This is a genomic window from Pseudoalteromonas sp. DY56-GL79, from assembly GCF_041414765.1.
Classification (GTDB): domain Bacteria; phylum Pseudomonadota; class Gammaproteobacteria; order Enterobacterales; family Alteromonadaceae; genus Pseudoalteromonas; species Pseudoalteromonas piscicida.
Window position 1 is genome coordinate 49795 of the sequence record NZ_JANHZS010000023.1, and the last position, 26347, is coordinate 76141.

Consider the following 26347-nt stretch of genomic DNA (forward strand, 5'->3'; position numbering starts at 1 on the left):
GTGCCTTCTTCAGCACCGTTATTTTCCTGGGGTGGATAAAGTTCAGCCCCGCCTGCAATCTTACGAGTGTGAAGAAGTTCAATACCTTTGGTATTTGAAAGCTTTTTAAGTTGTTTCTTTTTTAGTGTTAACAGCATCGTCATTTTCCTTAGCTTCTTGTTGTATTTATTTTTTAGTTTTTATGTTTACACCTGTAATGACTGAATCATCTGGGTGCCTAATTACAATAGCTAAGAGGCATGAAAATTAGTAATTATCAAAGCTTATTTTTGACATAAGATTCCTCTGTAATACTTTGAATTTAAAGGTTTTAAAAAACATTCGGAACAGATATCATACTGGTAATGTTTAAAACCGCGGTTAATTGATAAAATGACCTAAAAGTGGAGCCAAAACCTATAAAAATTGCTGCCTATTTAGCTATTTGATCTGAAGTCCAGCAGATTAATTAGCTCCGCTCATTGTAAATGTGGAAGTAGACTGAGCTTTGGTGACGGATTCCTCACATGCTAACGATGTTAAAGCCGTTTCTAATCGCTCGTCATTAAGTACAAAAATTCGCCATTCCGACAAGAAGTAAATACTTCCTTTCAGAGAAAGTAGAAGAGAGCGTGAAGTTATTTACAACTGATGGGCTTAACGGAGAAAAGTATAGGTTTAACTGAAGCTATATATATTATGCTTATGGTATTAGGTAACCTGAGCTTCAGATATTAATACCTTTCAAGCGACCAGTTTCAGTGCTAATTGCGTTGAATTCACTCCCAATAATAGCCAGAGATTGGTGCGTAGATTCGCCTTATCTATGAGGGAGTAGGTAGTAGAATGGTGACAGAGCTCGAGCGTGGATATATCCCCAACACTCTCTGGCTATCCAAAGAAGTTTTTAAAACAATGGGTTAGTTAACCCCTTATCCAAACTTCAGCTTTATTAGGCTACAACCGATAAAAGTTCTAGAGGGCTAAATTTTATTAATGGCAACATCCCGCATACTATGCACATAAAGGTATTTTACTGAATTGCCAATACCCGCTTAATTAATCAAGATTATTGCCACTAGTGCTCTGCAGGCTCTTCATATTTAAGTTGAAATAAGTGGTTATTGATCGGTTTAATTACGTCAACGAGCAGCTTCCCTTCATGAAACTCTATTCCTTTAATCGTGCCTTGGCTTGGCAAGGTAAATATCAATTTGGTACTTTGTTTGGACTGGTAATCGATTTGGTAAATATTGTATCCATCTGTGTGATATATCATATTCCCAGCAACGGTTAATTTGTGTTTACTAAATGCCTTTGATAGCGGGATTTTAGCAATTGACTCACCAAGATTACGATCAAAAACTTCCACTTTGTCTTTAGTTGATAAAGAAACATATAGATCTTTGCTAATAGATGATAACCATAAAGCATCTTGAACGGGCAATGTCGAAACGAGGTCGCTTGCCTTTGAGTAAATAAACGCTTTATTTTTTGACTTATTCTCCGTTACATACGCAATATCACCATTATGTAAAAATTCCGCCGATATAACTCTCCCTGAAGTTTGAATACTTTCTTCTAACTTCCAACTTTGAGTATTATAGACTTCTAGGCGATCTTGAAACTTCAACAATATTTCATCAAAGCCTTTTCGAGTTTCCACATCAAATGGCTCTTCGACAGAAAGGCGGCTCGCAACAACTGCGCCTTCAAGATCCAACTCAAACAATGTTGACTTACCATTCTCCACAGCAACAGCGAAATATCCATTTTCTTTCGGTGAAGAAGATCTGTGGTAGGCTATTTCTTTTTTCAGCTCCGTAAAAGTTAAGCTTTCAATATCAAGTTCGTTTAATTGGTGTAAATATGGATAACCCACCACAAGCATATTTTTCCAGTCAATAGATTGATAGCTGGAGTAGCGACTTTCCCCTAAAACTTGGATCGTATTAACCAGCTGTTTCGAGGTCAAAGAGTATTCATAAATCTTCTTTTCAAAAGGCTGCATCCAAATTAATGTATTTCTGGAACTATCATAATTTGCAGACCAAATTCGGCTCTTTGATTCATACAGCTTTACAAGGTTTCCACCTTCGGCGCCTGTCATATACAATTCAGAGTACCCTAATTGACGACGTTCAAAAAATACGCTATCGAGTGCCTCAGAGTAATGTAAAAAATGGTCACCATGTGAATTGATATTTGGAGAAGTTATTTGAAATTCTTCGCCGGTGAGTAAATTTCGGTTTACCAATGCCGATAGCTCGTCCCTATTTCGATAGTTGCTTTTTGTGTAAATAAATGAGTTTTCTCCAACACCTGTACCGAATGTAATACGCAATTCGCAATCAAATAACGGACTATTACTTGAACTAAAATCTCGACTTATTCTCCATACTTTACAACTTTTATTGGCAACATCGATTACTCGATAAAACAAGGAAGAGCTATCTGATGCCCATCCCATTGGAAAGTAATGAAACTTCGCTTCTCCAACGCGCTGCTCTTTACCATCTCTTAAATCTTTAACAACCAAGTAACTTTTATCTTGTCCTTCAGGAATAAAAGAAAACGCTGCATAATTTTTATCTGGAGATAAAAGTAAAATATTGTACTGACCGTCCATCCAGGATAAAGCCTGTTCTTCATAGTGCTTATTGTTAAACTCAGGTATGGCCTGTTGCTTATTCTCTTCTGATGCTGAATAAAAATATCCGAACCCCACAAGGCAGATCAAGACAAAACTAAAAATCGATGCGAAAGCAAACTTTGAGTTTTTAGGCTTAAGCGGATCAGTTTCTATAACTAATGGAACTTCGGTCTTAGTAGCTGATGCCTCATAAACATCACTTTCTTCATGATAAATAACAATGGGCTCAACAAAGAAGCTGTAACCCTTACGATAGTGAGTTTTAACTATAGTTCCTTTTTGCCTATCTGACTTGAGTACTTTACGAAGCTCAGACATTGCTCTGTTAATAGCATTATCGTCAACGTAATTCTGTCTCCAAACATCATCAATTAAATCCTGCCGAGTGATGATCTGATCGCAGTTAATTGCCAAGTAACAAAGGATATTGAATAAAAGAGGTTCTAATTCACGCTCGACTTCCCCATCGGATATGCATTGACGTCGCGGATCTAGTGTCCACTCGCCAAACTTCACTTCTTTTACCTTTCTGGGAAAATTTACTTCATTCATGATGAGCGCAATGTAATTATTATTAATTCCTTAATTTTATATAATGACACATTGAAAACAACTACTTATTACAAACAGATAAAAAAAGAACAAAAAAAACATCAACTTTACAAATTGGACAAATAACAACCAAGCACTTTAATACCAAAATACAAAATAAAACCAATAAAAAAGAACTAGAAATAGAACCATTAGTAAACAAAATAAACAATAATTTAAATTTAAGTTAATTTCATGGGTTTATAGTGAAGTATAAAAAAACCCACGCGATGCGTGGGTTTTTGATAACCAGATAGGTGGTTGCTTATTTGCGCAGCTGGCGAATAACGCGTAGTTGAGCAAGGGCTTCTTCTAGTTGTACTGCAGCTTGTTGGTAATCCAACTCACCAGTAGTACCAGAAGCCATTTGCGCTTGCGCTTCACGTTTAGCTTCTTCAGCAGCTTGCTCATCAAGCTCTTCCGCACGAATAGCAACGTCCGCTAGAACAGTTACTGTTTGTGGTTGAACTTCAAGCGTACCGCCTGCAACGTAGATAACTTCTTCTGAGCTATCTGCTTTAACCAAACGTACCATACCAGGTTTTAGGCCAGTCAGTAGTGGCGCGTGACCTGGATGAATACCAAGCTCACCTTCACTACCTGTCACTTGGATAGTAGTCACAGCGCCAGAGAACAAGCTCTGCTCTGCACTTACTACATCAAGGTGTACTGTCATTGCCATAACAACCTCCTAATTACATGTTTTTAGCTTTATCGATCGCTTCGTCGATTGAGCCAACCATGTAGAATGCCTGCTCAGGCATATCATCGTAATCACCGTTTAGGATGCCCTTAAAGCCAGAGATTGTGTCTTTAAGAGATACGTATTTACCAGGTGCACCTGTAAATACCTCAGCAACGAAGAATGGCTGAGATAGGAAACGCTGGATCTTACGTGCACGAGATACAACTTGCTTATCTTCGTCAGATAGCTCGTCCATACCTAGAATTGCGATGATGTCTTTCAGCTCTTTATAACGCTGAAGAACTGTCTGAACGCCACGTGCTGTGTCGTAGTGCTCTTGACCGATAACTTGTGGGTCAAGCTGACGTGAAGTTGAATCTAGAGGGTCTACCGCAGGGTAGATACCTAGAGACGCGATATCACGAGAAAGTACTACTGTCGCATCTAAGTGAGCAAACGTTGTTGCTGGAGATGGGTCAGTCAAGTCATCCGCAGGTACGTATACCGCTTGGATTGAAGTGATTGAACCTGTCTTAGTTGATGCGATACGCTCCTGTAGAACACCCATTTCTTCAGCTAGTGTAGGCTGGTAACCTACTGCTGAAGGCATACGACCTAGAAGTGCTGATACTTCAGTACCTGCTAGTGTATAACGGTAGATGTTATCTACGAAGAATAGTACGTCACGACCTTCGTCACGGAACTTCTCAGCCATTGTTAGACCAGTTAGTGCAACACGTAGACGGTTACCCGGTGGCTCGTTCATCTGACCATATACTAGAGATACTTTGTCTAGTACGTTTGAGTCGTTCATCTCATGGTAGAAGTCATTACCCTCACGAGTACGCTCACCAACACCTGCGAATACTGAGTAACCACTGTGCTCGATTGCGATGTTACGGATAAGTTCCATCATGTTTACGGTTTTACCTACACCCGCACCACCGAATAGACCAACTTTACCACCTTTAGCGAATGGACATACAAGGTCGATAACCTTGATACCAGTCTCTAGAAGTTCAACAGAGTTGCTCTGATCTTCGTATGATGGTGCTGCACGGTGAATAGACCAACGCTCTTCTTCACCGATAGGACCCGCTTCGTCAATCGCGTCACCAAGTACGTTCATGATACGACCTAGTGTTGCTGTACCAACTGGAACCTTGATTGGCTCAGCTGTACCTTGTACTCGAGTACCACGACGTAGACCGTCAGTACTACCTAGTGCGATACCACGTACCACACCGCCACCTAGCTGCTGTTGCACTTCTAGTGTCAAACCAGCTAAGTCGCCTTCTGTAACTTTTAGTGCGTCATATACGGCTGGCACGTTGTCTTGTGGAAACTCGATGTCCACAACGGCGCCGATAATTTGGACGACCTTACCTAAACTCATGTCTATTCCTCTTATTAAACTTTGCCGAAGCGTTACACGGCAGCCGAACCGCTCACAATCTCACTGATTTCTTGTGTGATTGCGGCTTGACGTGCCTTGTTGTATACCAGCTGTAGCTCATCAATCAGGCCACCTGCGTTATCAGTTGCGGCTTTCATCGCAACCATACGGGCAGCTTGCTCAGAGGCAGCATTCTCAACTACGCCTTGGTAAACCTGAGACTCAATAAAGCGCACAATTAGTGTCTCTAAAATCGCCTCTGGGCTTGGCTCATATAAGTAATCCCAAGCGTGAGCTGATACTTCTTCTTCAGCTTTTGGCAAAGGTAATAACTGATCGATAACAGGCTCTTGTTTCATTGTGTTGACAAACTTGTTGTACACAACGAATAAGCGGTCAATTTTGCCTTCTTCGTATGCATCTAGCATTACTTTTACAGGACCAATTACGTCCTGTATTGAAGGTGTATCTCCCAGCCCTGCCTTTTTGGCTTCAAGCGAACCACCAAAACGTTTAAAGAAACCAGCAGCTTTGCTACCTAGTGTTGCGAACGACGCCTCAACACCCTTTTCTTTCCACGCTTTCACGTCTTTCGCTACACGCTTAAACTCGTTTGAGTTTAAGCCACCACAAAGACCACGGTCTGTAGAGATAACGATATAACCAACTCGTTTCACATCACGTTCTTCTAGGAAAGGGTGATGGAAATCAAGATTAGCCTGAGCAACACGACCGATCACTTTGCGTAAGTTTTCAGCGTATGGACGACTAGACGCTACGCGTTCTTGTGCTTTCTTCATTTTAGAAGCGGCAACCATCTCCATTGCGCTGGTGATCTTTTGAGTATTCTTGATACTCCCGATCTTGCTTTTTATCTCTTTTCCGCTGGCCATGACTCTCTCTCCGAATCTCGGTGAGTAGTTACCTACTCACCTTAATAACACATTACCAAGTTTGCGTAGACTTGAACTTCTCAAGAAGTTCTTTAAGCTGCGCTTCGATCTCGGCGTTGTAGTTACCAGTTTCATTGATTTGAGCCATTAGCTCTGCGTACTCGCTCTTAGCAAATGCGATTAGGCTTGCTTCGAAATCAAGGATCTTGTTGATTTCGATATCTTTTAGGAAGCCTTTCTCTACTGCAAATAGCGATAATGACATATCAGCAACAGACATCGGTGCGTACTGTTTCTGCTTCATTAGCTCTGTTACACGCTCACCGTGTTCAAGCTGTGCACGTGTTGCATCATCAAGGTCAGAAGCGAACTGAGAGAACGCCGCTAGTTCACGGTACTGAGCTAGCGCTAGACGGATACCACCACCTAGTTTCTTAACAATCTTAGTTTGAGCTGCACCACCTACACGAGATACCGAGATACCAGCGTTAACCGCTGGACGGATACCTGCGTTGAACAAGTCAGTTTCTAAGAAGATCTGACCGTCAGTGATTGAGATAACGTTGGTAGGTACGAATGCAGAAACGTCACCACCTTGAGTTTCAATGATTGGCAATGCCGTCAATGAACCTGTTTTACCTTTCACTTCACCATTAGTGAACTTCTCAACGTAGTCAGCGTTTACACGAGACGCACGCTCTAGAAGACGTGAGTGAAGATAGAAAACGTCACCTGGGTATGCTTCACGGCCTGGTGGACGCTTAAGTAATAGTGAGATTTGACGGTAAGCAACAGCTTGCTTAGACAAATCATCATATACGATTAGTGCATCTTCACCGCGGTCACGGAAGTATTCACCCATAGTACAACCAGAGAACGGCGCTAGGAATTGTAGCGCTGCAGATTCTGATGCAGAAGCAACTACTACGATAGTGTTTGCAAGTGCACCGTGCTCTTCTAGTTTACGTACTACGTTAGCAATTGTTGACGCTTTTTGACCAACCGCTACGTACACACACTTAACGCCTGTGTCTTTTTGGTTGATGATAGCATCGATTGCTAGTGCTGTTTTACCAGTCTGACGGTCACCGATCACAAGCTCACGCTGACCACGACCAACTGGGATCATCGCATCGATAGACTTATAACCAGTTTGTACTGGCTCATCTACTGATTGACGCTCGATTACGCCCGGTGCGATTTTTTCAACTGGTTCAAAACCATCGTTATCAACAGCGCCTTTACCGTCGATAGGCTCACCTAGCGTGTTAACAACACGACCTAGTAGACCACGGCCTACAGGTACTTCAAGGATACGACCAGTTGATTTAACTTTTACGCCTTCTTTAAGGTCAGCGTATGGACCCATTACTACAGCACCTACTGAGTCACGCTCAAGGTTTAGTGCGATAGCATAACGGTTGCCAGGAAGCTCGATCATCTCACCCTGCATACAGTCAGCAAGACCGTGGATGCGGATGATACCGTCGGTAACAGATACGATAGTACCTTCGTTACGCGCTTCACTTACAACTTCAAACTGCTCAATGCGTTGCTTGATCAGTGCAGAAATTTCTGTGGAATTAAGTTGCATGCTCTTTTTCCCAATTACGATTGTAGCGACGTCGCAAGACGATCTAACTTGCCGCGAACAGAACCGTCGATTACGGTGTCACCGGCTTTAATCACTAGGCCACTTACAATGGCTTCGTCGATGCTACAATTCAGCTTAACTTTGCGTGCGAAACGTTTCTCAAGTGCCGCGACCAATTTTGCTTGCGTATCATCTGCAAGCACTGTTGCTGAAACCACATCTACTTCGATTTCTTTGTCATAGTCTGCTTTTAATTCTGCAAACAATTCTGCAACAGCTGGGATGGCGGCTAAACGCTCATTTTCGGCCATCAGCTTGATAAGATTTTGACCTTGTTCATTGAGTTGCTCAGCACATAACTTGATAATGATTTCAGACTGCTGTGATTCAGTAGCGATGCTACCAAGTAGCGCCTGAACCTGCTCGTCGCTGGTAACTTGACCAGCGAAGAACAGCATTTCATTCCAAGCTTCAACTGTGCCTTTTTCAACGGCAAGTTCAAAAGCCGCTTTAGCATATGGGCGAGCGATAGTAGTCAATTCAGACATGCTCATACCCTCCTACTTAAAGCTCAGCGACAAGTTTTTCAACGATGTCACTGTGTGTGGCTTGATTGATTTCACGCTCTAAAATCTTCTCAGCGCCTGCGATAGAAAGTGCAGCGACTTGCGAACGCAGCTCTTCTTTCACACGGTTGCGCTCAGACTCAATTTCAGAGTGTCCCTGAGCAATGATTTTTTCACGCTCTTGCTGACCACGAGTAGTCTCTTCGTCAACAATCAGCGCAGCACGCTTCTTAGCTTGTTCGATGATTTCAGCCGCTTGTGCTTTCGCTTCTTTCAGCTGTTCAGCACCTTGTGCACGTACGCGCTCAAGTTCTTTCTCAGCTTCATCAGATGCCGCTAAACCATCTTCGATTTTCTTCTGGCGAGCTTCAATCGCACCATTTAGTGGTGGCCATACGAACTTCATACAGAACCATACGAAGACCACAAATGCGATTAATTCACCTATTAGAGTGGCGTTTAAGTTCACGACCGCTCCTCCTTACTTGACAGTTGTTCGTTTCAGGTATTTTGCAATATTAAAGAGCGAACAACATGTACATAGCGATACCTACACCGATCATTGCAACGGCATCGATAAGACCAGCTAGGATGAACATTTTAACTTGTAGTGAAGGCGCAAGCTCAGGTTGACGAGCACATGCTTCTAGGAACTTACCACCCATGTTACCGAAGCCTAGTGCAGTACCGATAGCACCAAAACCGATTAGTAGTGCAACAGCGATAAGTTTAATAGCAACTGCGATTTCCATTTTTATCTCCAAAGTTTTAATAGTAAATTAAAGTTTAAGTTTAAATTTAAGTTGTAAAAATCTTTATTATTCAGCTGATTAGTGACTTTCTGTACTAGCCATGCTGAGGTAAACGATAGTCAGCATCATAAATACGAATGCTTGAAGTACGATTACCATAATGTGGAATACTGCCCACACGAAGTGCAGTGGTAACTGCATCAAACCAATTGCACCGATAAGGATGAAGATCATCTCACCTGCGTATAAGTTACCGAACAAACGTAGTGCTAGCGAGAACGGCTTAGCAACCAATGCGATTGTTTCAAGTAGTAAGTTAAACGGGATCAACACTGCCATCATTAGTTTGTTTTTAGAGCTAAATGGGTGCAATGTTAATTCTGCAATAAAGCCACCGATGCCTTTGATTTTAATTGAATAACCGATCATCAGAATAAACACGCCTAGCGCCAGTGCAGCTGTCATGTTTAAGTCTGTTGTAGGTACAATCTTCATGTACACATCGTGTGAATCCATACCAAATGCTTGTTCACCAACAAAGCCAGCGAATGCAGGTAGGAAGTCAACTGGAATCAAATCCATCAAGTTCATTAGGAATACCCAAACGAAGACCGTTAGGGCTAAAGGTGCAACTAACTTGCTGTTACCATGATAAGTGTCACGTACGTTGGCACCAACGAACTCAACAACCATCTCGATAAAGCACTGGAATTTACCAGGAACACCTATAGTGGATTTTTTAGCGGCACTTCGGAAGATCCATAAAAATATCAGACCTAAACCGATTGACCATGCGAGGGTATCTACATGCCATGTCCAGAAACCACTATCCGCACATGCTTTGTTGAAGGCAAGACCGGCATCGGTCGAGCACATCTTGGCATTGGTCAAGTGGTGCTGAATATGGCTTGATAGAGTAACTTCTTCTGCAGCCATGTTTTATCCCAAAAGTTAATGATTAAAAAAAATCAGGACCAACCATTGTGTCAGCATCACGAGCATATACGCGCCAAAGAAAGGCAGCATCATTACTGAAAAATGCTTAAAAATCAGTGCAAAGAGCACAACAGTTAGCAAAAATTTTAATCCATTTCCTCGTTTTATCGAGGAATATACTTGATTTGCTTTGCTTGCACCCATAAATCGAAAGGCGTAAGCAGCAAATACAAAATTAGGGAGTACCAACACAGCGCCGCCAGCTAATGCTGAAACTCCGGCTTGTACTCCCCAACCTATAAAAACGATTACTGCAGCGACTAATGCTACGATACCCTGAATCAAAACACCTTGTAATGCGGCTCGCCTGTATGGGCGGGCTAACGAATGAGTCACTTTATATTAACCTTAATGACGTTAAATTTTATCAGGGTATGAAAACTGGCGAAATTATACTTGTTTCTGCTTAATTTGCAACTTGACGAGGCGAAATGTGACGTTTTTTGGACGCCAAATAGGTCAAAATTTGTTAGGGAGGAAGGCTTAAATTAAAGCCTGTACACGAGTGGCTATTTTTCCATCAAAGTTCTTAGTATTCTCGCAATATTGCAACATATCGGTGAGGAAATAGCGGCGCAAAATAAAGCACCGCATTCACGGATTAGTCAATTGGTTAAGTTTACCGTTAGTCAGCTTCATTCATTTCAGGGTTAATACGCCCCAAAATACCATCAAGCTCATCCAAACTAGCATAGGAAATAACCAGTTTACCTTTACCTTTTTGGTTGTAGTTGATCTCAACTTTTGCGCCTAAGTTTTCCTGTAATTGCTGTTCAAGCAGCTTCACATCAGGATCTTTTTGCTTCGCTTCTTTTTTCTCAACAGGCTCTAAAATGGTGCGAACCAGTTTTTCGGTTTCTCTTACGGTTAATCCTTTGGCCACAGCCGTTCTTGCTGCTTCAGATTGCGCTTCACCAGTTAGGGCAAGTAAACAACGAGCATGGCCCATTTCTATATCGCCATGTTCCAACAAGATTTTTACATCATCGTTGAGATTGTTGAGACGAAGTAAATTGGTGACCGTCGTACGCGATTTACCCACCGCATCGGCAACTTGCTGATGCGTGAGTTCAAATTCATTAAGCAATCGATCTAAAGCAATTGCTTCTTCCATCGCATTGAGGTCTTCACGCTGAATGTTTTCAATAAGCGCAATCGCAACAGCCGCTTCATCCGGCACATCTTTGATTAAACAAGGAACGGTATCTTGCTTTGCTAGCTGTGCCGCACGCCAACGTCTTTCACCGGCAATAATTTCAAAGCTTTGCGTGGTAACTTTACGCACCACAATAGGCTGTAAAATCCCCTGTGAACGGATCGAACTCGCCAGTTCCTCAAGTGCCTGTTCAGACATATCTTTACGCGGTTGATATTTACCCGGCTTTAGCCACTCAATAGGTAATCGTTGTAACTCTTGTTCAACCGCCGATTCGGCAGGTGCTTCACTGACTGTCGCAACCGCTTCTTGTTGATTAGGCACAGGTGCCGCAGCACTTGGATTAGGTTTAGCTGAGCTGAGTAGGGCATCCAACCCTCGGCCTAAACCACGTTTTTTAACCGACATGTTCTTTTTATCCTCTTAGGCAACCGCAGCCGCTTGCTTTTCTTTGCGTCTTAGCATTTCACCCGCTAGCGCTAGATAAGCTTTCGCACCGCTTGATGCTCTATCATAATACATCGCAGGCGCTCCAAAACTTGGCGCCTCCGCTAATCGCACATTACGAGGGATCACAGTCCGGTACACTTTATCACCAAAGTGTTGTTTTAACTGCTCAGATACGTCGTTAGCTAGACGATTACGCGGGTCGTACATAGTGCGCAAAATGCCTTCAATTTGCAATCCTGGATTCACCAACTTGCCGAGTTGGGTAATGGTGTCCATTAAAGCTGTTAATCCCTCCAGTGCATAATATTCACACTGCATCGGAACTAAAACCGCATCGGCGGCAGCCATGGCATTTACCGTTAGCATATTTAATGAAGGTGGACAGTCGATGAATATATACTCATATTTATCTTTTATTGTCTCAAGGGCGTTGCGTAGTCTCACTTCGCGCGCAAACAACTCCATCAGTTTGACTTCTGCCGCGGTTACATCTCCATTGGCTGCGATCAAATGATACTCACCACTGGTTTCTGTGGTGATCACTTGATCCATTGGCGCTTCTTCGATCAACAGATCATAAACCGTAGCGACATCGGCGTATTTATCAACGCCACTGCCCATGGTTGCATTGCCTTGGGGATCGAGATCGATCAACAGAACTTTACGTTTAGTCGCCGCCATGGACGCGGCTAAATTCACCGCAGTGGTTGTTTTACCAACACCACCTTTTTGGTTTGCTATTGCAATGACTCTTGCCACATTGTCCTCGACAATTAATCTTTAGAAAGAATGATTAAATGGCGCTCACCTTCAAGCTTGGGCACCACTAAACTAATATCTTGCGATAAACTCACGCCGTTTGGTAGTTGTTCTAGCTCATCCGCAGGGTATTGGCCCTTTAGTGCTAAGAATACACCTTGGTTATCGATTAAATGTGAACACCACTGGATCATATCTTGTAGTGATGCAAAAGCACGGCTGAGTACACCGTCTAATTTAACACTTGGCTGATATTCTTCAACTCGAGACTGCACTGGGGTAACATTCTCAATGCCAAGCCCATGTTTTACCTGCATTAAAAATCGAACTCTTTTACCAAGGCTATCAAGAAGAACAAAATTGATGTCCGGTCTAGCTATCGCTAAAACCATACCCGGTAAACCCGGTCCAGTACCAACATCAATATAGTTACTGCCCGTTAGGTGTGGCGCAACAACCAAAGAATCCATGATGTGTTTAACCATCATTTCTTTTGGGTCACGAACGGAAGTGAGGTTGTAGGCTTTGTTCCATTTATCCAGCAGCTGGACATATTCTACCAACTGCTGCTTTTGTTGTTCGCTGAGCTCGATTGAGGTATCAGCGAGTAATTCATTCAATTGTTCTAATAACACAGTGTTCCACTGCTATTACGCCGACTTACGTAATAGCCCTTGCTTTTTCAGATACACTAATAATAGCGAAATAGCAGCAGGGGTGATACCAGAAATACGTGAAGCTTGGCCAATCGTTTGTGGACGAGCATCACTTAGCTTTGCCACAACCTCATTTGACAAGCCGCTCACCTGGCCATAATCAAACTCAGCAGGCAGTAATGTCTCTTCATGACGAAGTTGCTTATTAATCTCATCTTGTTGACGCGCAATGTAACCGGCGTACTTAGTTTGGATCTCAACCTGTTCAAGGGCTGGAATATTATCAAACTCAGATCCTAATCCTTCAATTGCCATCAGGTCGTGATAATTAACCTCTGGGCGGCGGATCAGATCTTCAAGACTGGCTTCGCGTACCAGTGGTTTTTTCAATAATCCATTAACCGCTTCAAGTGCAGGGTGATCTTTATGGATCCAAGTATTACGTAGACGCTGTGCTTCTTGCTCCATTACTTCAAGCTTGTCGTTGTATGCAGCCCAGCGTTCATCGTCAACTAAACCTAATTCACGACCTTTTTCCGTTAGACGTAAATCCGCATTGTCTTCACGCAGTAACAAACGGTATTCAGCACGAGAGGTAAACATACGATAAGGTTCTTTTGTTCCAAGCGTTGCTAAGTCGTCAATCAACACACCTGCATAAGCTTCATCACGGCGCGGTGTCCATGCTTCACGGCCTTGAACTTGAAGAGCAGCGTTCATACCTGCAATCAACCCTTGTGCACCAGCTTCTTCATAACCAGTTGTGCCGTTTATTTGACCTGCGAAGAATAAGCCATTAATAAACTTAGTTTCTAATGATTGCTTAAGGTCACGGGGATCGAAGAAGTCATACTCAATAGCATAACCAGGACGACAAATATGCGCATTCTCAAACCCTTTAATAGAACGCACAATCTCCAGTTGGATATCAAATGGTAAGCTGGTGGAGATACCATTTGGATATAGCTCGTATGATGTTAAGCCTTCAGGCTCTACGAAAATCTGGTGCTTTTCTTTATCAGCAAAACGCACAATCTTATCTTCGATAGAAGGGCAGTAACGTGGACCAATCCCCTCAATCACGCCAGCATACATCGGCGAACGATGTAAGTTATTGCGGATCACATCATGGGTTTTTTCATTGGTATAGGTGATATAACAAGGGATCTGTTTTGGATGATCAGACACTTTGCCCATAAACGAGAAAACCGGAGTAGGGGTATCGCCTGGTTGCTCTTGCATCACTGAAAAATCAACCGTTCTTGCATCGATACGTGGTGGCGTACCCGTTTTTAGACGATCAACTCGAAAAGGCATTTCACGTAAACGCTCAGCCAAGGCAATAGAAGGAGGATCGCCAGCACGGCCGCCTTTAAAGTTTTCTAAACCAATATGGATCTGGCCACCCAAGAAAGTACCAACCGTTAGCACTACTGAAGAAGCGCTAAAGCGTAAACCCATTTGAGTTACGACACCTTTGACCTGATCGCCTTCAACAATCAGATCATCACAAGATTGTTGGAAGATCTTTAAGTTTTCTTGATGTTGCAAAATGTCTTGGATCGCCGCTTTATACAATGCGCGATCTGCTTGAGCACGAGTCGCTCGTACCGCAGGGCCTTTCGATGAATTAAGCGTTCGAAATTGGATCCCACCTTTGTCGATTGCTTTGGCCATTGCACCACCAAGCGCATCGATCTCTTTAACCAAATGACCTTTACCAATCCCACCAATAGCTGGGTTACACGACATTTGGCCTAAGGTATCCATATTGTGTGTTAACAATAAGGTATTCATACCCATACGTGCAGCTGCAAGTGCAGCTTCAGTGCCTGCGTGTCCACCACCAACAACGATGACATCAAAATGTTCATGATAAATCATTTACGGGATCCTACTTAAAACAACCGAGCAAATTTAGAAAGGATGCGTATTCTACCTAGAATTAACCAGAAGTGAAATGGTTAAACTTTGCACAACGCAAAAAAGAGAGCACTTAAAATATATAAGGATCTTTTTAAAGATCTTTATTGATCTTACTACTACTGATCCTTTGATCTGTGAATAGTTTTGTATTCCTGTTTAGATCCAACTGCTTAACTAAGATCAATTGGTGTGAATTAGATCGGATCAACGGGCTTAAAACCTTTGATCAACTTGCCACTTTATTCACAGGGCTAGATCTGAATTATTTTATCCAATGGATAAGTAAGCATAGATCAGCAGTTAGATCATAGGTTATCCACAATACGATCTAAAATAGACTGAATTTGTGAATAACTTCTGTGTATTTCAATGTCGCACTGTTAAGCGACACATTCAACAAACTTAGGTAACCAAGCAATAGCGGTATCTTCTGGTAGATCTGGGTGTAAAACATCGATCTTTTCTATGTCTAACAGCTGTGTAGCACCTTTTTCTTTAAGTAGATCAGCAAGATTAATAGCTGCATGATTAAAGGTGTCGTAACTTGAATCACCAATTCCAACTACCGCAAAGCGTAACTGGCTTAGATCCGAGCTCGCTTTTAACGCTGATATAAAAGGTAATAAGTTTTCTGGATAGTCACCGGCCCCATAGGTTGATGTCACCACCAGCCAAAGTGCTTGCTGACAAGCTTCAAGCTCGGGTTTTTCATGCAAATTCACGGTATAACCTTGAGATTCAAGCGATTCCATTAGCTGTTCAGCAACGTATTCTGCTGATCCCATTTGGCTGCCTACAATAAGATCTAAAGTTTGCATTGTTACCCTTACCTAAGTCGTATTGCGCGCCATCTTAGCGTTTAACGTGAATATGTAAAGAGGGCTTTGAAGTAATTGGATAAAAATATTTGCACAAATAGTGTGTGATTTTTAATTTTTTTATTTATCCACATGAAATAAAAAGGAAAAATAAAATATTCCTAAGCTTAACTCGGTGATTTATTTGTGGATAATCTATGGGATAGCTGAGCCTAAAAATACTTTTATAAGCCAACGCTCATGCTTGAAACGGTAAGAACTCCGCTGTTTTTGAACAAATTTTGAGGTTGTGGATGAGGTGTTGTGGATAACGATCTAAAAGCTGGAAGTCGATCCAGACTTTTAGATCTATATAGTTAGTTCCATATAATAAAAGAATCTAAAAAAACGGTCAGATCTTGTGAATTATTTAGTTTGACAGCCAAGTTGTGCGGACTGATTGCTCAAATAAGAAGTCTACAGTATGTTCTTCGAGCAGCCTTCTGGTGGCTGATTCTTGTAGTGCTATCACATGATCGCTGAGAGCGTTACCCGATGAGATACGTTTGACTCCTAACTCTGCTAACGCCTGTTTATCACTAAATCCGGGCAACAGCATTACATTGACTGGAATTGAAAGCAGGGCTGTTAGGCGTTTTATCATGGTGGTGTCGGTTAAAGCAGGAATAAAAAAGCCATCGCAACCAGCTGCTTGATAGGCGAGTGCACGCTCATGCAGCGCCGCTTCCGTCCATTGTGGTTGTAAGCAAAGATCACAACGGGCATTAATAAAGAAATGATCGAAACCGCCATGACGTAAAGCTTGTTTGATTGCCTGCAATAATGCTTGGTGTGCCTTTATATCGCGTAAGCTGCTCTGGTGACTGGGTTTGTCTTCAATATTGATACCTGCAACGCCAAGGTCGGCCAATTGGATAATATGTTTGATGATCTGATTTTGATCCGCGCTGTAGCCTGCCTCAATATCAACACTTAATGGAATAGTGATCACCTTAAGGATGGCACTTACTGTTTGTAGTACACGGTCAAATGTGAGTTGTTCTCCATCTTTGTAGCCCTGATGATTAGACATACCCCAGCTTGTTGTCGCAACGGCCTGACCACCAGCCTGTTCGATGATAAGCGCTGATGATGGATCCCAGCAGTTAGCTAGAAAAAGCGGGGCTGATTGTTGGTGTAGTGCATTGAAAGTTGTAGATAGAGCCATTTTATTTCTCCTAAGTTGAAGTGCTTAGGATACGCAGTGTAGGGATGTTGGACTGGCCAGATTTAGCACTTAACGTGAATGGGTAGATTTGTGGTTATCGCTCAGATCCTGCTTGTAGGCTTGCTAATATTTACTTTTTATTAATATTTATCAAAAGCTTAACGATGAGTTTGATATTGACCTAGTTACATGGATTCGAAATAATAGTGTCGATATTAAGGAACTACAAAAGGTAAAACATGGATAAGGATCTGCACATTAGTGCTGCTGAAAATTGGTACTCATTTCGTATTAATGCATCTGGAGAGTTGGAATTTAAACGCGTTGCACTGTGGGCTGCTGATAAACAGGGTTCAGTAAGAGGGCTAGTCTCTGGTACTGCCAACAAAAAATTCGCCAACTATTTATACAATGCGCCATACGCACACGGTGGTTATATTCATTGGGATGATATGACACCCGATCAACAGAAAAAAGCAAAGCAGGACTCTCAAATAGATATCGACAGGTTAAAGGAGCTGCAAGCTGAGGATGCTAACGCGTAGCTGCCACTCGCTGTGTTTAGCATTTACTTGAAATTGCCGCAGTTCTCAAAGCTGCGCTTCATTATCTTTTTCTTCTCTATAGCCCGATTGGTGCGGCTATACGTCAAATTCAATTAGAAATAATGACATGAACCAATTCGATAAAAACCAGATAATCACGCTGGATATCCAAAACCCGCAACAAATAGAATTAGCATTAGCTCAGTATAAGGCTTTGTTGGACAGCGATAAGGCCTGTTTTAATAGTCAGTTTGATGTTGAGTTTAAGCAACTTGACGAAGAGGGGATGCGCCGTTTGCAACCGCAAGATAGTGGCAACAACCTAAAGTTGCTTCAATCTGCATTAGATTTAGGCCAAGAAGGCGGATCGCACCACTATAACCACCCTATAGACGATGATACTGAAACTTACATTTCTGAAGTTATTCTGTTTGCAGCAGCTCTGCAATATCCTGAGATTAAAGAGGATGTTGTAGAAACCGCCAAGGCAATAGTAGCCTATAGCCGACGCCAAAATGACACCGATGAAATGTGGCTTGATGATATGCGGGTATTTGGCGTTGAAGCTTTGTATATGCTTGCAAAGACGGATATACAGTACGCCTATTTGCTAGCACAATACTTTGTGCCTTATTGGGATGATGAACATGCCTGCGGCTATGAAAGCTATTTAAGTTCGTTGCTACACGAGCATGGTTGGCATCGTGAAATGATCAAAGCGTTTATTTGGTGTGACAACGATAACTTTAGATCAGGCATGTTCAAAAATGATCAATACAGTGAAGAATGTGACTACCAGCCGCTTGGGGAATATTTACGTGAGAATCCTGCGAGTTATGAGCAATTTAAAGCATTAGTCATTGCACGTTTTCAAGTTGAACCGGTATTACTTGCCGATGTCGACACTATGTGTGATGAGGATGAAGAAGAAGACCTTAGTAGTCATCAGCCTGTGGTCTCTCTGTATCAATCGCTATTCCCCCATAGCTGTTTTTATGACGATGAAGAGGCCAAAGACAGCTTTATGGCAATGTCATTTTTTGGCAGTACTCTCGAAAATGAAGCATATGATTTACAGCAAAAAGTCCAATCAGAGGTTGATGGCCCATTAGTTAAAATTGCACAGAGTGCCATTGCTGCTCGTGCAAGCTATCGCGCTTATCTTGCTAGAGATGAGCGTAAATATGAGCTTAACTATGGTACTAATTTGTTGAAACCTTTAGTGCTGGCTATGCCCCAGGGCCAATTATTATGGCGCTATATTGAAACTGGGGAACCACAAACCGTATTAGAAACAGTCTGTGAAGTAGATGTGCTTGAATTAGCGAAACTGCATGCCAGTGACATGGCTGAGCATTTTATTGATCAATTGAGTAGTTTCGAGCGCAATAACCAAGGCATAGCCGACGAATTGGAGTCGGTGCTCAGTCTTGTACGGGGCGATCTGCTGACAGATCACTTCAGTGAAGAAGTTGAATATACACAACCAAATGGCATGGTGCTGACGCTTACGGTACGCAAAGATGCAGAAAATAACTTACTACAAGCTCGCGCTCAGCAATACTTGCGCGTGATTGACGTATTTTACTATGCTCTAGGCAAGCGTGAGTTTAGCAAATATATGATGGCATCACTTACCGAAGGTGATGAGGCGCTACTTTCTAGAGAAGCCTATTATCAGCGCTACACTCAACTCTCCTTGTCTGATATTGAAAGCGTAGCAGAAAGTGCCAAAGCCAAAAACATCCAATCGATATTTCGTCACTTCACCAACCAAGATGAATTGCTTTGTCGCAAGCATCTAAAGTTGGTTGATGAGCATTTTCGCTCATCGCGTGTGCTGTGTCACCCAAAGCAATGGCCGCAATTGGATATGGGATTAATTGCACTGGCCAGCTATCACCTGCACAGTGATTATAATCAGCATATTGGCGACGATATTACTGAGGCACTAGCAAATTATCTTAACGACAATCATATTTGGCAACTCGCTGCCCAGCACATAATTCAGAAATGTCATAAAAAGTCCGATCATTATAACCCTGATAACTTAGGATTGTCTGAGGCACAAATAGCGCGGATCTGTGATTACTTTACTGCAGACACGCCGCAAGAAGATTTCGGCAGTTTATTGGCATTAGTGCAGCCGCAGTTGTATCGAGATGAATGTTGTCGCGGCGATCTTTCCTAAACAAGTTTAGTGAAAAGCAACCGAGCTATCAGCTTTTTAAAGATCATGATGATGATTTCCAACGCTTTACCCTAACGGCATTTTGGTTGCGACAGCTACCTTTCCCCCAGCAAAATAAAGCAGATCGTTTGTGGCAATTTATTATTGCACTTGCGCCAGTTAGGGCTGCACGCAACGTGCTTCGTGCTTATTCGGATGATCATTGGAGCATAGAATTTGACACTATACTCAATGAAATTGAGGTCTACGAACAGTTAAGTAAAGCTGGAATAGATGGCGGTGTACTAAATGCCTATGAAATGAGCAACCAACGTTATAACCCCGAACGCTACTTGAATTGGATAGAGATTTACAGCGAAATAGCTAGTGATGATAACAGCATGTTTGGCAGCATGGGACGTAACAAAGCCAAAGCTATGGAGCAGGGACTTGCGTATATCAATGAGCGCACGAAAGTTGAGTTTTTACATCATGTATCGCTTAAACACCCGGAAGTTGAGCTTGATTTCAGCCATGATTTACAGCGCGCGATTGATATTTTTATGCAATTGAACCTGCACTCTTGGGAGCATGCGTTAGCACAGGAATTAGGTAGGGATTGTCTATATTTCGGTGAAGGTGAAAAGTTACCAAAGAAGCTGCATAAAGCCATTGTAGCGGATAGCCTCTCAATACACGATAAGCCTTGCCATGTTGATGGTCGAAGTTGGGAAGCGTGCACTGTATTACAACAGCAAGGAGACAATTACGTTATTGTGATGGCCGATCATGAGGTGTCGTTTACTTGGTATGAAGAAAGGCTGCCATCGGGGCCATTACTGATATTTTCAGAACAGCTTGAGCGTGCGGCTATTATAAAACGCGTGGCTGAACTGCAAGTGCAATCCAATCGCATTAAAGCGATTGTTGAGCAAACGATGGCTTATCTACATAACGAAGTCGAGTTTGATGTCATGGCTGCGCTGTTTAAAAGGCAAATTTCCACCGAGTTTATGCGTATCGATGCCGATGAATATCAAATGTATAGTCTCCGTCTGTTTGTGTGGATGTTAGATGCTAAGCGTCGCAACAAACTGGTACGTCTGCTTCTTAATCATGACTATCGGGGCTTTAAATTAATTGAAGCGCAAATGGAACAACCTTGGCTGTTACATCAACTGGCACACAATGAGATAGACTTTGAAACTTATCTATCGAAAAGTGGGGAATATGAAGGCGAAGCGTCCGAAACCGGGATGGCATTTTTGCTCACCTGGTTATTTGATATCGGCGTTAAACCCGAACATTTGGTGCTGTTTTGTATTAAGCGCAGTCACTTTGATGTATGTCGTGAATTTATCGTGGCACATGCCCGTGGCCAATATTGCAGTTTTAAACAGAGTTTGAGCTATTTATATGCTGATCGCCGCGCTGAACTTCCCGAAATATTAAGCCAAGCAACAGACGCTGAAGCGTTGCTAGCCCCATTAAGAAAAGACAAATCTCGCAAGGTAAAAGAAGCGGTAAACCAATACGCTGGTTAGTGTATAGTCATACGCCCGAAAATAGGGCGTATGACTACTCAGATATTTGGGTTATTTACCAATACAAAATGAGCTAAAGATTTTGCCCAGCAAGTCGTCGGAGGTGAATTCACCGGTGATCTCATTGAGGTATTGCTGGGTAAGGCGTAGCTCTTCTGCCAAAATTTCACCGGCAATATGCATTTCTAGCTGAGTTTGACCTATTTCTAGGTGCTCAGCAGCGTGCTCTAGGGCGTCTAAGTGACGACGGCGAGCCATAAAGCCACCTTCAGTTGCACCAGTAAATCCAATACAGGCTTTTAGGTGTTCCCTCAATAAATCAATGCCTTGAATGTCTTTAGCACTTAGACGGATAAGGGTATGGCCATCACTCGTTGTTGCGCCAACGGCTTCACCGCTTAAATCGACTTTATTGCGGATCACGGTAATTTCCATGCCTTGTGGCAATTGCTCGATAAAATCAGGCCAGATCTTCGCAGGATCGGTTTCGTTGGTTTCGGTGCCATCCACCATAAATAGTACGTGATCGGCACCGCGGATCTCTTCCCAAGCACGCTCAATACCTATTTGTTCTACTTTGTCTGGACTATCACGAAGTCCTGCCGTGTCGATAATATGAAGCGGCATGCCATCAATATGAATATGCTCACGTAGTACGTCTCGTGTCGTACCTGCGATGTCTGTAACAATCGCGGCTTCACGGCCTGCTAAGGCGTTAAGTAGCGACGATTTACCTGCGTTAGGGCGGCCAGCAATCACCACGCGCATGCCTTCACGCATGATGCTGCCTTGTTTGGCTTGTTTACGCACTTCTGCGAGTTGCTGAATAATGGCTTCTAGGTCACCCGAGACTTTACCATCGGAAAGAAAGTCGATTTCTTCATCGGGGAAATCTATTGCGGCTTCTACGTACATGCGCAGATGAATTACTTTCTCAACCAAAGTATTGATATGTTTAGAAAAGTCACCTTGTAGTGAATGTAGCGCACTTTTTGCAGCTTGCTCGCTGGTGGCGTTGATCAAGTCTGCGATAGCTTCTGCTTGCGTTAAGTCTAGCTTGTCGTTCATAAAAGCACGTTCTGAGAACTCCCCAGGCTTTGCCAAGCGCACTTGTTCAATTTGGCTGATTTCCTTTAACAGCATATCAAGTACCACGGGGCCACCGTGGCCTTGTAACTCAAGGACATCTTCACCAGTGAATGAGTTTGGCCCTTGGAAGAACAATGCGATACCTTGATCTAGCTGTTCACCTGCTAGGGTATTAAATGGCAGGTATTCGGCATAGCGAGTTTTTGGGCATTTACCTAAGATTAGCTCTGCGACCTCTCGGGCTTTACTGCCTGAAACTCGAATGATACCAACGCCACCGCGACCCGGTGCGGTAGCCTGTGCTGCTATGGTGTCTTGTGCGATCATGATGACTCTTTAGACTGTCTGGTTAATAGCCATAATTGTACAGCAATTGATATATCTCAGGTATAGCTGGTGGGTAATATCTAAGTCTGCTCATTGCGTTTTGGGTGGTTGATGACCTTAATGATACGGTTATGCGCTTTTGTCAGGTATAATTATGGTCACAGTTTTTACTGTTCTTACTAGCAAAGGTTGTATAAGGGAAACTAACGCTGTGCTGCACTTTCTTCAATACCGCTTCGATCCAAATGTCTCGTGTTTATATCGTGATGCTGAGCAAGTGCCACTTAGGCCGAGAGTCGCGCAGCTGTTGGCTTATTTTTTAGTCCATCCAAATCAAATTGTTACACGTGAAACATTGCTCAGCACATTGTGGCAACACGGTGAGTTTAGAGAAGCTGCACTAACACAAAGTATCACTGAGCTAAGACAAGCCCTCAAAGATAACGCCCAGCAACCCACATTTATTAAAACCATACCGCAGCAAGGTTATCAGTGGATTTGTCCTGTTGAGAGCCGCACATTTAGCACATTCAAACTCACTACAACAATGAAAGCGATGTTTGTCGTTGGCGCTGTCGCGTTAAGTGGAGTAGCCGCGAGTGTTTACCTCGTTTCTAGCTCAGCACCCGTTGTCACTCGTGTTAAAGCTGAACAAGACTCGTTAATCATTGTGCCTATGGTGAATGAGACGGGTGTGCAAGCCAATGCGTGGTGGGGTTATGCGCTTGAAGCGGCATTGAGACAACATTTACAGTCTCATTATCAATTAGTACCGCGAAGCCAATATCCTGAGCTTGCAGAGAATAGTGCGATTAAACAGCTCACGCTTTCACTAAAGCCGATACAACAGCGTTTTTTACTCAGTGTTACTTATGGAGATACGCAAAGCGAGATAATTGTTGAACAGTTAGATGAGAGCTTTGAAGCGATTGCAACAGAGGTTATTGCGCAGTTAGCGCTAGGTGTTGACACTAAAACCGCCAAAAAATCATCCTTAAATCTAGCAATGAATGACTATTACCGCGGTGTACAAGCATTAAATGAACAGGGACCTCAACTGGCAAAGGCATATTTTGAGGCGGCTGTGGCGCAAATGCCAGAACATCTAGAAAGTCAGTTGGAGCTTGCGCAAATTTGTTGGCAGCTCGGTGATATTGATTCTGCCACACGTCGATTCGAACAGATTTCACTAAGTTCAGCTTCAACCGCAACTCGTGCTCGCTACCACCTCTATTACGGAGAGTTTTTCAAGGCACGAGGCTTACATCAGCAAGCGTTGCAGCAAGCTCAGCTTGCCCTCGATGCTGCTGAGCAAAGCCAGCAAGTTGAATTGATTGCGATGGCATATCAACTCAAAGCGGATGCTTTTTGGGTGTTACAACGTTGGGATGAATACCAGCAAGCGATGAGCTCAGCGCATGTTTTGATAGGCAGTCGCTCGTTTGCCTATAGCGAAGCACAGCGGAGTTTCTATCTTGCCAATCCACCAGCGGCTGGTCCCGCTGAGAAAACGTTACTAAACTTAGAGAAGAGTAAACCTGTGCTCGCGCAAGCCATTGCCTATTATGAGCAAACAGAGCAGACCATGAATCTAATAAAAGCTTTGTTTGCTTATGGTCAAAATTACTTAGTGCCAGTGGTTGAAAGTGAGCCTAGTTTATTAAAAGCCCTCGCTTTAGCTCAGAAAAATGGTTATCACTATTTAGAAAAGCAAATACTCACTTACCTAGGATTCTACTATATTCAGCTACATCAGGGAGAAAAGGCGCTACGGTATTTAAATGAGATTAACGGCGAGCCGCGCTTTATTCCAAGTTATGAGCAACAGCAATTACTGATTGGCATGGCGCATATGGATATCGCATTGCAAACGGGTGATGCGGATGCAATGCAAAGTGCAATTATGCAATATCGAATGCTGTTAGAAAGCGATTATATTTCTTCGGTGACGCGTGCCAACGTTAAATTGTTACTGGGTTGGACCTGGATCAAAGCGGGCAAGCTCGAATTTGCAGAGCAGTTGACGATTGATGCAATGCACGATTATCAAATGTTACAGCTACAAGAAGTTGAGACCTATGCGCTCTATACGCAAATGTATATCCACCTTTTGAGAAACGAGCCTCAACAAGCGCTTGAGATCATTACTGCACATCAACATACCAATTCACATCTTTTGTTGCTTTACGGTGTTGTTGCGGCTGATATGTTAAAAGAAGAAGCGCTGCAAAAACGCTTTTCAGATAAATTAGCTGGACTCGAAAACAGCCAATTACTACAGCAACAGTTGCTGCAAATACGCCAGCAAAGCAGCATCGATAAGCATTTTATTGCTGAGCTTATCGATGCCCCTTACAGCGTCTATTGTCAGAGTAAATGGACGATAAATTAGGCCCTAGTCTAAGTTGGGTGGCTGATTACCGCGATAAACGATTTCACCGTGTTTGTCTTGTACCACCCAGTAAGGTAGCTCTCTAATCTCAAACTGGCTAAATACTTCGTTGTGGTGATCGAACACAATATCGTGTTTGATCTCAAAACGTTGTTGGTAGTCTCGAGCACTTTGTTCTTCCACATAAAAGGGCTTAATCACAGTAACGACCGGATACGCACTCGAGGCAGCGAGTTGATTGTTTTGCTTTATTCTCATTTCACAGGCAGGAATATGTTGAAACGGACACAAGCTATCGCTGAAAAATAACACTCTGTATTGACTGTTTATAGTCGCTATCGAAAATGGCGTACCTGTGAGTGTTTGCAATGGGATCCGTGTTTCTTTCTCTGTGCTTGGTGCATTGTTAGTCGTCAACAACTCTTGTTTGATAACTTTGTCGTCTTTAACGATAACACGAACAGGCGTTTGCCTTATTGCAAAGCGTTGCAGCAACTGGTTTTGCTTATCAATGGCTAACTCAGCATAGCTTGGATAGGCCTTTTTAAATTGCGCTAAGCTTGCCTCATCAATATTAATATCGGGCTGTAGCAATTTCCTTGGTGCTAGTGGCGTTGGTAGAGTCGTGGGCTGTACATACTCATCCCAAATATTAATAAACACATACTCTTGCGTGTTGGCGTGCGCAAACAAGCTGAGACACACAGCGGCGAACATAAGTAGGGCTTTAATTGATGACATTAGTTTGCTCCTTGGAGTGTGCTCAGATGTTGTTGCAGCTCATCTGTAAACAATGCGCTGCGATAGATTTCTTTGCCGTTTTCATCAATGAGGATATGTTGTGGCGTGCCTAACACTTGAAACTGCTGAGTTATCTTGCCATTACCATCAAATACCGTTGGAAACTGGTAATTATGTTTATCAAGGTAAGCTTGCACGCCTTTTTTCGACTGATTGAAGCCAATATTGATGGCGATAACCTGATAGTGGTTATTGGCTTGCTGAAAGCTTTGCTCAAGCAGTGGCATTTCTTCCACACAGTAGGTGCACCACGTTGCCCAAAACTTCAAGTAAGTGACTTTGCCTTGACTGGTTACGGTATTGTTTGCAAGCGTATTGGCGGTAAGTACGGGATAGTCCTTTGCTGCAGACATTGTGCTGAGTAACATAAAGAGTGAATAAAAAATGATTTTTTTCATGGTG

Annotated in this window: 23 protein-coding genes; 4 read left to right on the top strand and 19 right to left on the bottom strand. The window is 42.8% G+C overall.

Annotated elements, in window-relative coordinates:
• Positions 1–1057 precede the first annotated feature (1057 nt).
• From NO992_RS16750 to NO992_RS16825, 16 genes are all read right to left on the bottom strand, one after another.
• Complete coding sequence (locus NO992_RS16750) at positions 1058–3184, bottom strand: winged helix-turn-helix domain-containing protein (RefSeq protein WP_253106336.1); 2127 nt, start codon at positions 3182–3184, stop codon at positions 1058–1060.
• A 304-nt stretch (positions 3185–3488) separates the two neighbouring features.
• On the bottom strand, positions 3489–3905 hold the full coding sequence (locus NO992_RS16755; RefSeq protein WP_010376888.1) for a F0F1 ATP synthase subunit epsilon: 417 nt from the start codon (positions 3903–3905) through the stop codon (positions 3489–3491).
• 13 nt (positions 3906–3918) lie between these two features.
• Positions 3919–5304, bottom strand: a complete 1386-nt coding sequence (atpD, locus tag NO992_RS16760; RefSeq protein ID WP_371379128.1) for a F0F1 ATP synthase subunit beta — start codon at positions 5302–5304, stop codon at positions 3919–3921.
• Positions 5305–5336: 32 nt separating this feature from the next.
• On the bottom strand, positions 5337–6197 hold the full coding sequence (gene atpG / locus NO992_RS16765; protein WP_017218545.1) for a F0F1 ATP synthase subunit gamma: 861 nt from the start codon (positions 6195–6197) through the stop codon (positions 5337–5339).
• A gap of 52 nt (positions 6198–6249) precedes the next feature.
• Positions 6250–7791 (bottom strand): F0F1 ATP synthase subunit alpha, encoded by a 1542-nt coding sequence (atpA, locus tag NO992_RS16770; protein ID WP_010376884.1) that lies wholly within the window; start codon positions 7789–7791, stop codon positions 6250–6252.
• Positions 7792–7805: 14 nt separating this feature from the next.
• Positions 7806–8339, bottom strand: a complete 534-nt coding sequence (gene atpH / locus NO992_RS16775; protein WP_010604141.1) for a F0F1 ATP synthase subunit delta — start codon at positions 8337–8339, stop codon at positions 7806–7808.
• A gap of 16 nt (positions 8340–8355) precedes the next feature.
• The gene (atpF, locus tag NO992_RS16780; RefSeq protein WP_010376882.1) at positions 8356–8826 is read right to left on the bottom strand and encodes a F0F1 ATP synthase subunit B; all 471 of its coding nucleotides are present in this window, start codon (positions 8824–8826) and stop codon (positions 8356–8358) included.
• A gap of 49 nt (positions 8827–8875) precedes the next feature.
• Positions 8876–9109 (bottom strand): F0F1 ATP synthase subunit C, encoded by a 234-nt coding sequence (atpE, locus tag NO992_RS16785; protein WP_010376881.1) that lies wholly within the window; start codon positions 9107–9109, stop codon positions 8876–8878.
• Between the two features lie 78 nt (positions 9110–9187).
• Positions 9188–10045: a F0F1 ATP synthase subunit A gene (atpB, locus tag NO992_RS16790; RefSeq protein WP_017218544.1), complete on the bottom strand. Its 858-nt coding sequence runs from the start codon at positions 10043–10045 to the stop codon at positions 9188–9190.
• 15 nt (positions 10046–10060) lie between these two features.
• Positions 10061–10441 carry an ATP synthase subunit I gene (locus tag NO992_RS16795; protein WP_010604145.1) on the bottom strand — a complete coding sequence of 127 codons (381 nt, stop codon included), beginning with the start codon at positions 10439–10441 and terminating at the stop codon, positions 10061–10063.
• 289 nt (positions 10442–10730) lie between these two features.
• Entirely contained in the window at positions 10731–11669 is a 939-nt protein-coding gene (locus NO992_RS16800) for a ParB/RepB/Spo0J family partition protein (protein ID WP_017218543.1), read from the bottom strand.
• 15 nt (positions 11670–11684) lie between these two features.
• Positions 11685–12470, bottom strand: coding sequence for a ParA family protein (locus tag NO992_RS16805; protein ID WP_010376876.1), 786 nt, complete (start codon positions 12468–12470; stop codon positions 11685–11687).
• A gap of 14 nt (positions 12471–12484) precedes the next feature.
• Positions 12485–13105, bottom strand: a complete 621-nt coding sequence (rsmG, locus tag NO992_RS16810) for a 16S rRNA (guanine(527)-N(7))-methyltransferase RsmG (RefSeq protein WP_010376874.1) — start codon at positions 13103–13105, stop codon at positions 12485–12487.
• A 15-nt stretch (positions 13106–13120) separates the two neighbouring features.
• Positions 13121–15010 carry a tRNA uridine-5-carboxymethylaminomethyl(34) synthesis enzyme MnmG gene (gene mnmG / locus NO992_RS16815; RefSeq protein ID WP_211858924.1) on the bottom strand — a complete coding sequence of 630 codons (1890 nt, stop codon included), beginning with the start codon at positions 15008–15010 and terminating at the stop codon, positions 13121–13123.
• A gap of 422 nt (positions 15011–15432) precedes the next feature.
• Positions 15433–15870 (bottom strand): FMN-binding protein MioC, encoded by a 438-nt coding sequence (gene mioC, locus NO992_RS16820; protein WP_010604148.1) that lies wholly within the window; start codon positions 15868–15870, stop codon positions 15433–15435.
• 409 nt (positions 15871–16279) lie between these two features.
• A complete protein-coding gene (locus NO992_RS16825; RefSeq protein ID WP_253106329.1) occupies positions 16280–17077 on the bottom strand; it encodes an isocitrate lyase/phosphoenolpyruvate mutase family protein in 798 nt (265 codons plus the stop codon).
• Positions 17078–17316: 239 nt separating this feature from the next.
• Here NO992_RS16825 and NO992_RS16830 point away from each other — a divergent pair, with 239 nt between their 5' ends.
• The 3 genes from NO992_RS16830 to NO992_RS16840 all read left to right on the top strand — a co-directional run bounded on the left by NO992_RS16830 (position 17317) and on the right by NO992_RS16840 (position 21336).
• The gene (locus NO992_RS16830; protein WP_010376865.1) at positions 17317–17622 is read left to right on the top strand and encodes a hypothetical protein; all 306 of its coding nucleotides are present in this window, start codon (positions 17317–17319) and stop codon (positions 17620–17622) included.
• A 127-nt stretch (positions 17623–17749) separates the two neighbouring features.
• Positions 17750–19813, top strand: a complete 2064-nt coding sequence (locus tag NO992_RS16835; RefSeq protein WP_371379137.1) for a hypothetical protein — start codon at positions 17750–17752, stop codon at positions 19811–19813.
• The gene (locus tag NO992_RS16840) at positions 19789–21336 is read left to right on the top strand and encodes a hypothetical protein (protein ID WP_371379140.1); all 1548 of its coding nucleotides are present in this window, start codon (positions 19789–19791) and stop codon (positions 21334–21336) included. The genes NO992_RS16835 and NO992_RS16840 overlap by 25 nt, the downstream gene beginning before the upstream one ends.
• A 51-nt stretch (positions 21337–21387) precedes the next feature.
• Here NO992_RS16840 and mnmE read toward each other — a convergent pair whose 3' ends face one another.
• On the bottom strand, positions 21388–22752 hold the full coding sequence (gene mnmE / locus NO992_RS16845; RefSeq protein ID WP_253106322.1) for a tRNA uridine-5-carboxymethylaminomethyl(34) synthesis GTPase MnmE: 1365 nt from the start codon (positions 22750–22752) through the stop codon (positions 21388–21390).
• 211 nt (positions 22753–22963) lie between these two features.
• Here mnmE and NO992_RS16850 point away from each other — a divergent pair, with 211 nt between their 5' ends.
• Positions 22964–25144, top strand: a complete 2181-nt coding sequence (locus NO992_RS16850) for a winged helix-turn-helix domain-containing protein (protein WP_371379144.1) — start codon at positions 22964–22966, stop codon at positions 25142–25144.
• Positions 25145–25147: 3 nt separating this feature from the next.
• Here the strand turns inward: NO992_RS16850 and NO992_RS16855 are convergent, their stop codons facing one another.
• Complete coding sequence (locus NO992_RS16855) at positions 25148–25885, bottom strand: hypothetical protein (RefSeq protein WP_253106317.1); 738 nt, start codon at positions 25883–25885, stop codon at positions 25148–25150.
• Positions 25885–26343: a TlpA disulfide reductase family protein gene (locus NO992_RS16860; RefSeq protein WP_010376857.1), complete on the bottom strand. Its 459-nt coding sequence runs from the start codon at positions 26341–26343 to the stop codon at positions 25885–25887. The genes NO992_RS16855 and NO992_RS16860 overlap by 1 nt, the downstream gene beginning before the upstream one ends.
• Positions 26344–26347: the final 4 nt, after the last annotated feature.

Bases quoted from the DNA above. Each gene is read 5' to 3' on its own strand.
- NO992_RS16855 (WP_253106317.1), bottom strand. From the start codon at position 25,885: ATGTCATCAATTAAAGCCCTACTTATGTTCGCCGCTGTGTGTCTCAGC.
- NO992_RS16835 (WP_371379137.1), top strand. From the start codon at position 17,750: ATGAACCAATTCGATAAAAACCAGATAATCACGCTGGATATCCAAAAC.
- atpH (WP_010604141.1), bottom strand. From the start codon at position 8,339: ATGTCTGAATTGACTACTATCGCTCGCCCATATGCTAAAGCGGCTTTT.
- NO992_RS16830 (WP_010376865.1), top strand. From the start codon at position 17,317: ATGGATAAGGATCTGCACATTAGTGCTGCTGAAAATTGGTACTCATTT.
- atpA (WP_010376884.1), bottom strand. From the start codon at position 7,791: ATGCAACTTAATTCCACAGAAATTTCTGCACTGATCAAGCAACGCATT.
- NO992_RS16800 (WP_017218543.1), bottom strand. From the start codon at position 11,669: ATGTCGGTTAAAAAACGTGGTTTAGGCCGAGGGTTGGATGCCCTACTC.
- NO992_RS16840 (WP_371379140.1), top strand. From the start codon at position 19,789: ATGTTGTCGCGGCGATCTTTCCTAAACAAGTTTAGTGAAAAGCAACCG.
- atpB (WP_017218544.1), bottom strand. From the start codon at position 10,045: ATGGCTGCAGAAGAAGTTACTCTATCAAGCCATATTCAGCACCACTTG.
- mnmE (WP_253106322.1), bottom strand. From the start codon at position 22,752: ATGATCGCACAAGACACCATAGCAGCACAGGCTACCGCACCGGGTCGC.
- atpD (WP_371379128.1), bottom strand. From the start codon at position 5,304: ATGAGTTTAGGTAAGGTCGTCCAAATTATCGGCGCCGTTGTGGACATC.
- mnmG (WP_211858924.1), bottom strand. From the start codon at position 15,010: ATGATTTATCATGAACATTTTGATGTCATCGTTGTTGGTGGTGGACAC.
- NO992_RS16755 (WP_010376888.1), bottom strand. From the start codon at position 3,905: ATGGCAATGACAGTACACCTTGATGTAGTAAGTGCAGAGCAGAGCTTG.
- NO992_RS16825 (WP_253106329.1), bottom strand. From the start codon at position 17,077: ATGGCTCTATCTACAACTTTCAATGCACTACACCAACAATCAGCCCCG.
- atpE (WP_010376881.1), bottom strand. From the start codon at position 9,109: ATGGAAATCGCAGTTGCTATTAAACTTATCGCTGTTGCACTACTAATC.
- mioC (WP_010604148.1), bottom strand. From the start codon at position 15,870: ATGCAAACTTTAGATCTTATTGTAGGCAGCCAAATGGGATCAGCAGAA.
- NO992_RS16860 (WP_010376857.1), bottom strand. From the start codon at position 26,343: ATGAAAAAAATCATTTTTTATTCACTCTTTATGTTACTCAGCACAATG.
- NO992_RS16750 (WP_253106336.1), bottom strand. From the start codon at position 3,184: ATGAATGAAGTAAATTTTCCCAGAAAGGTAAAAGAAGTGAAGTTTGGC.
- atpG (WP_017218545.1), bottom strand. From the start codon at position 6,197: ATGGCCAGCGGAAAAGAGATAAAAAGCAAGATCGGGAGTATCAAGAAT.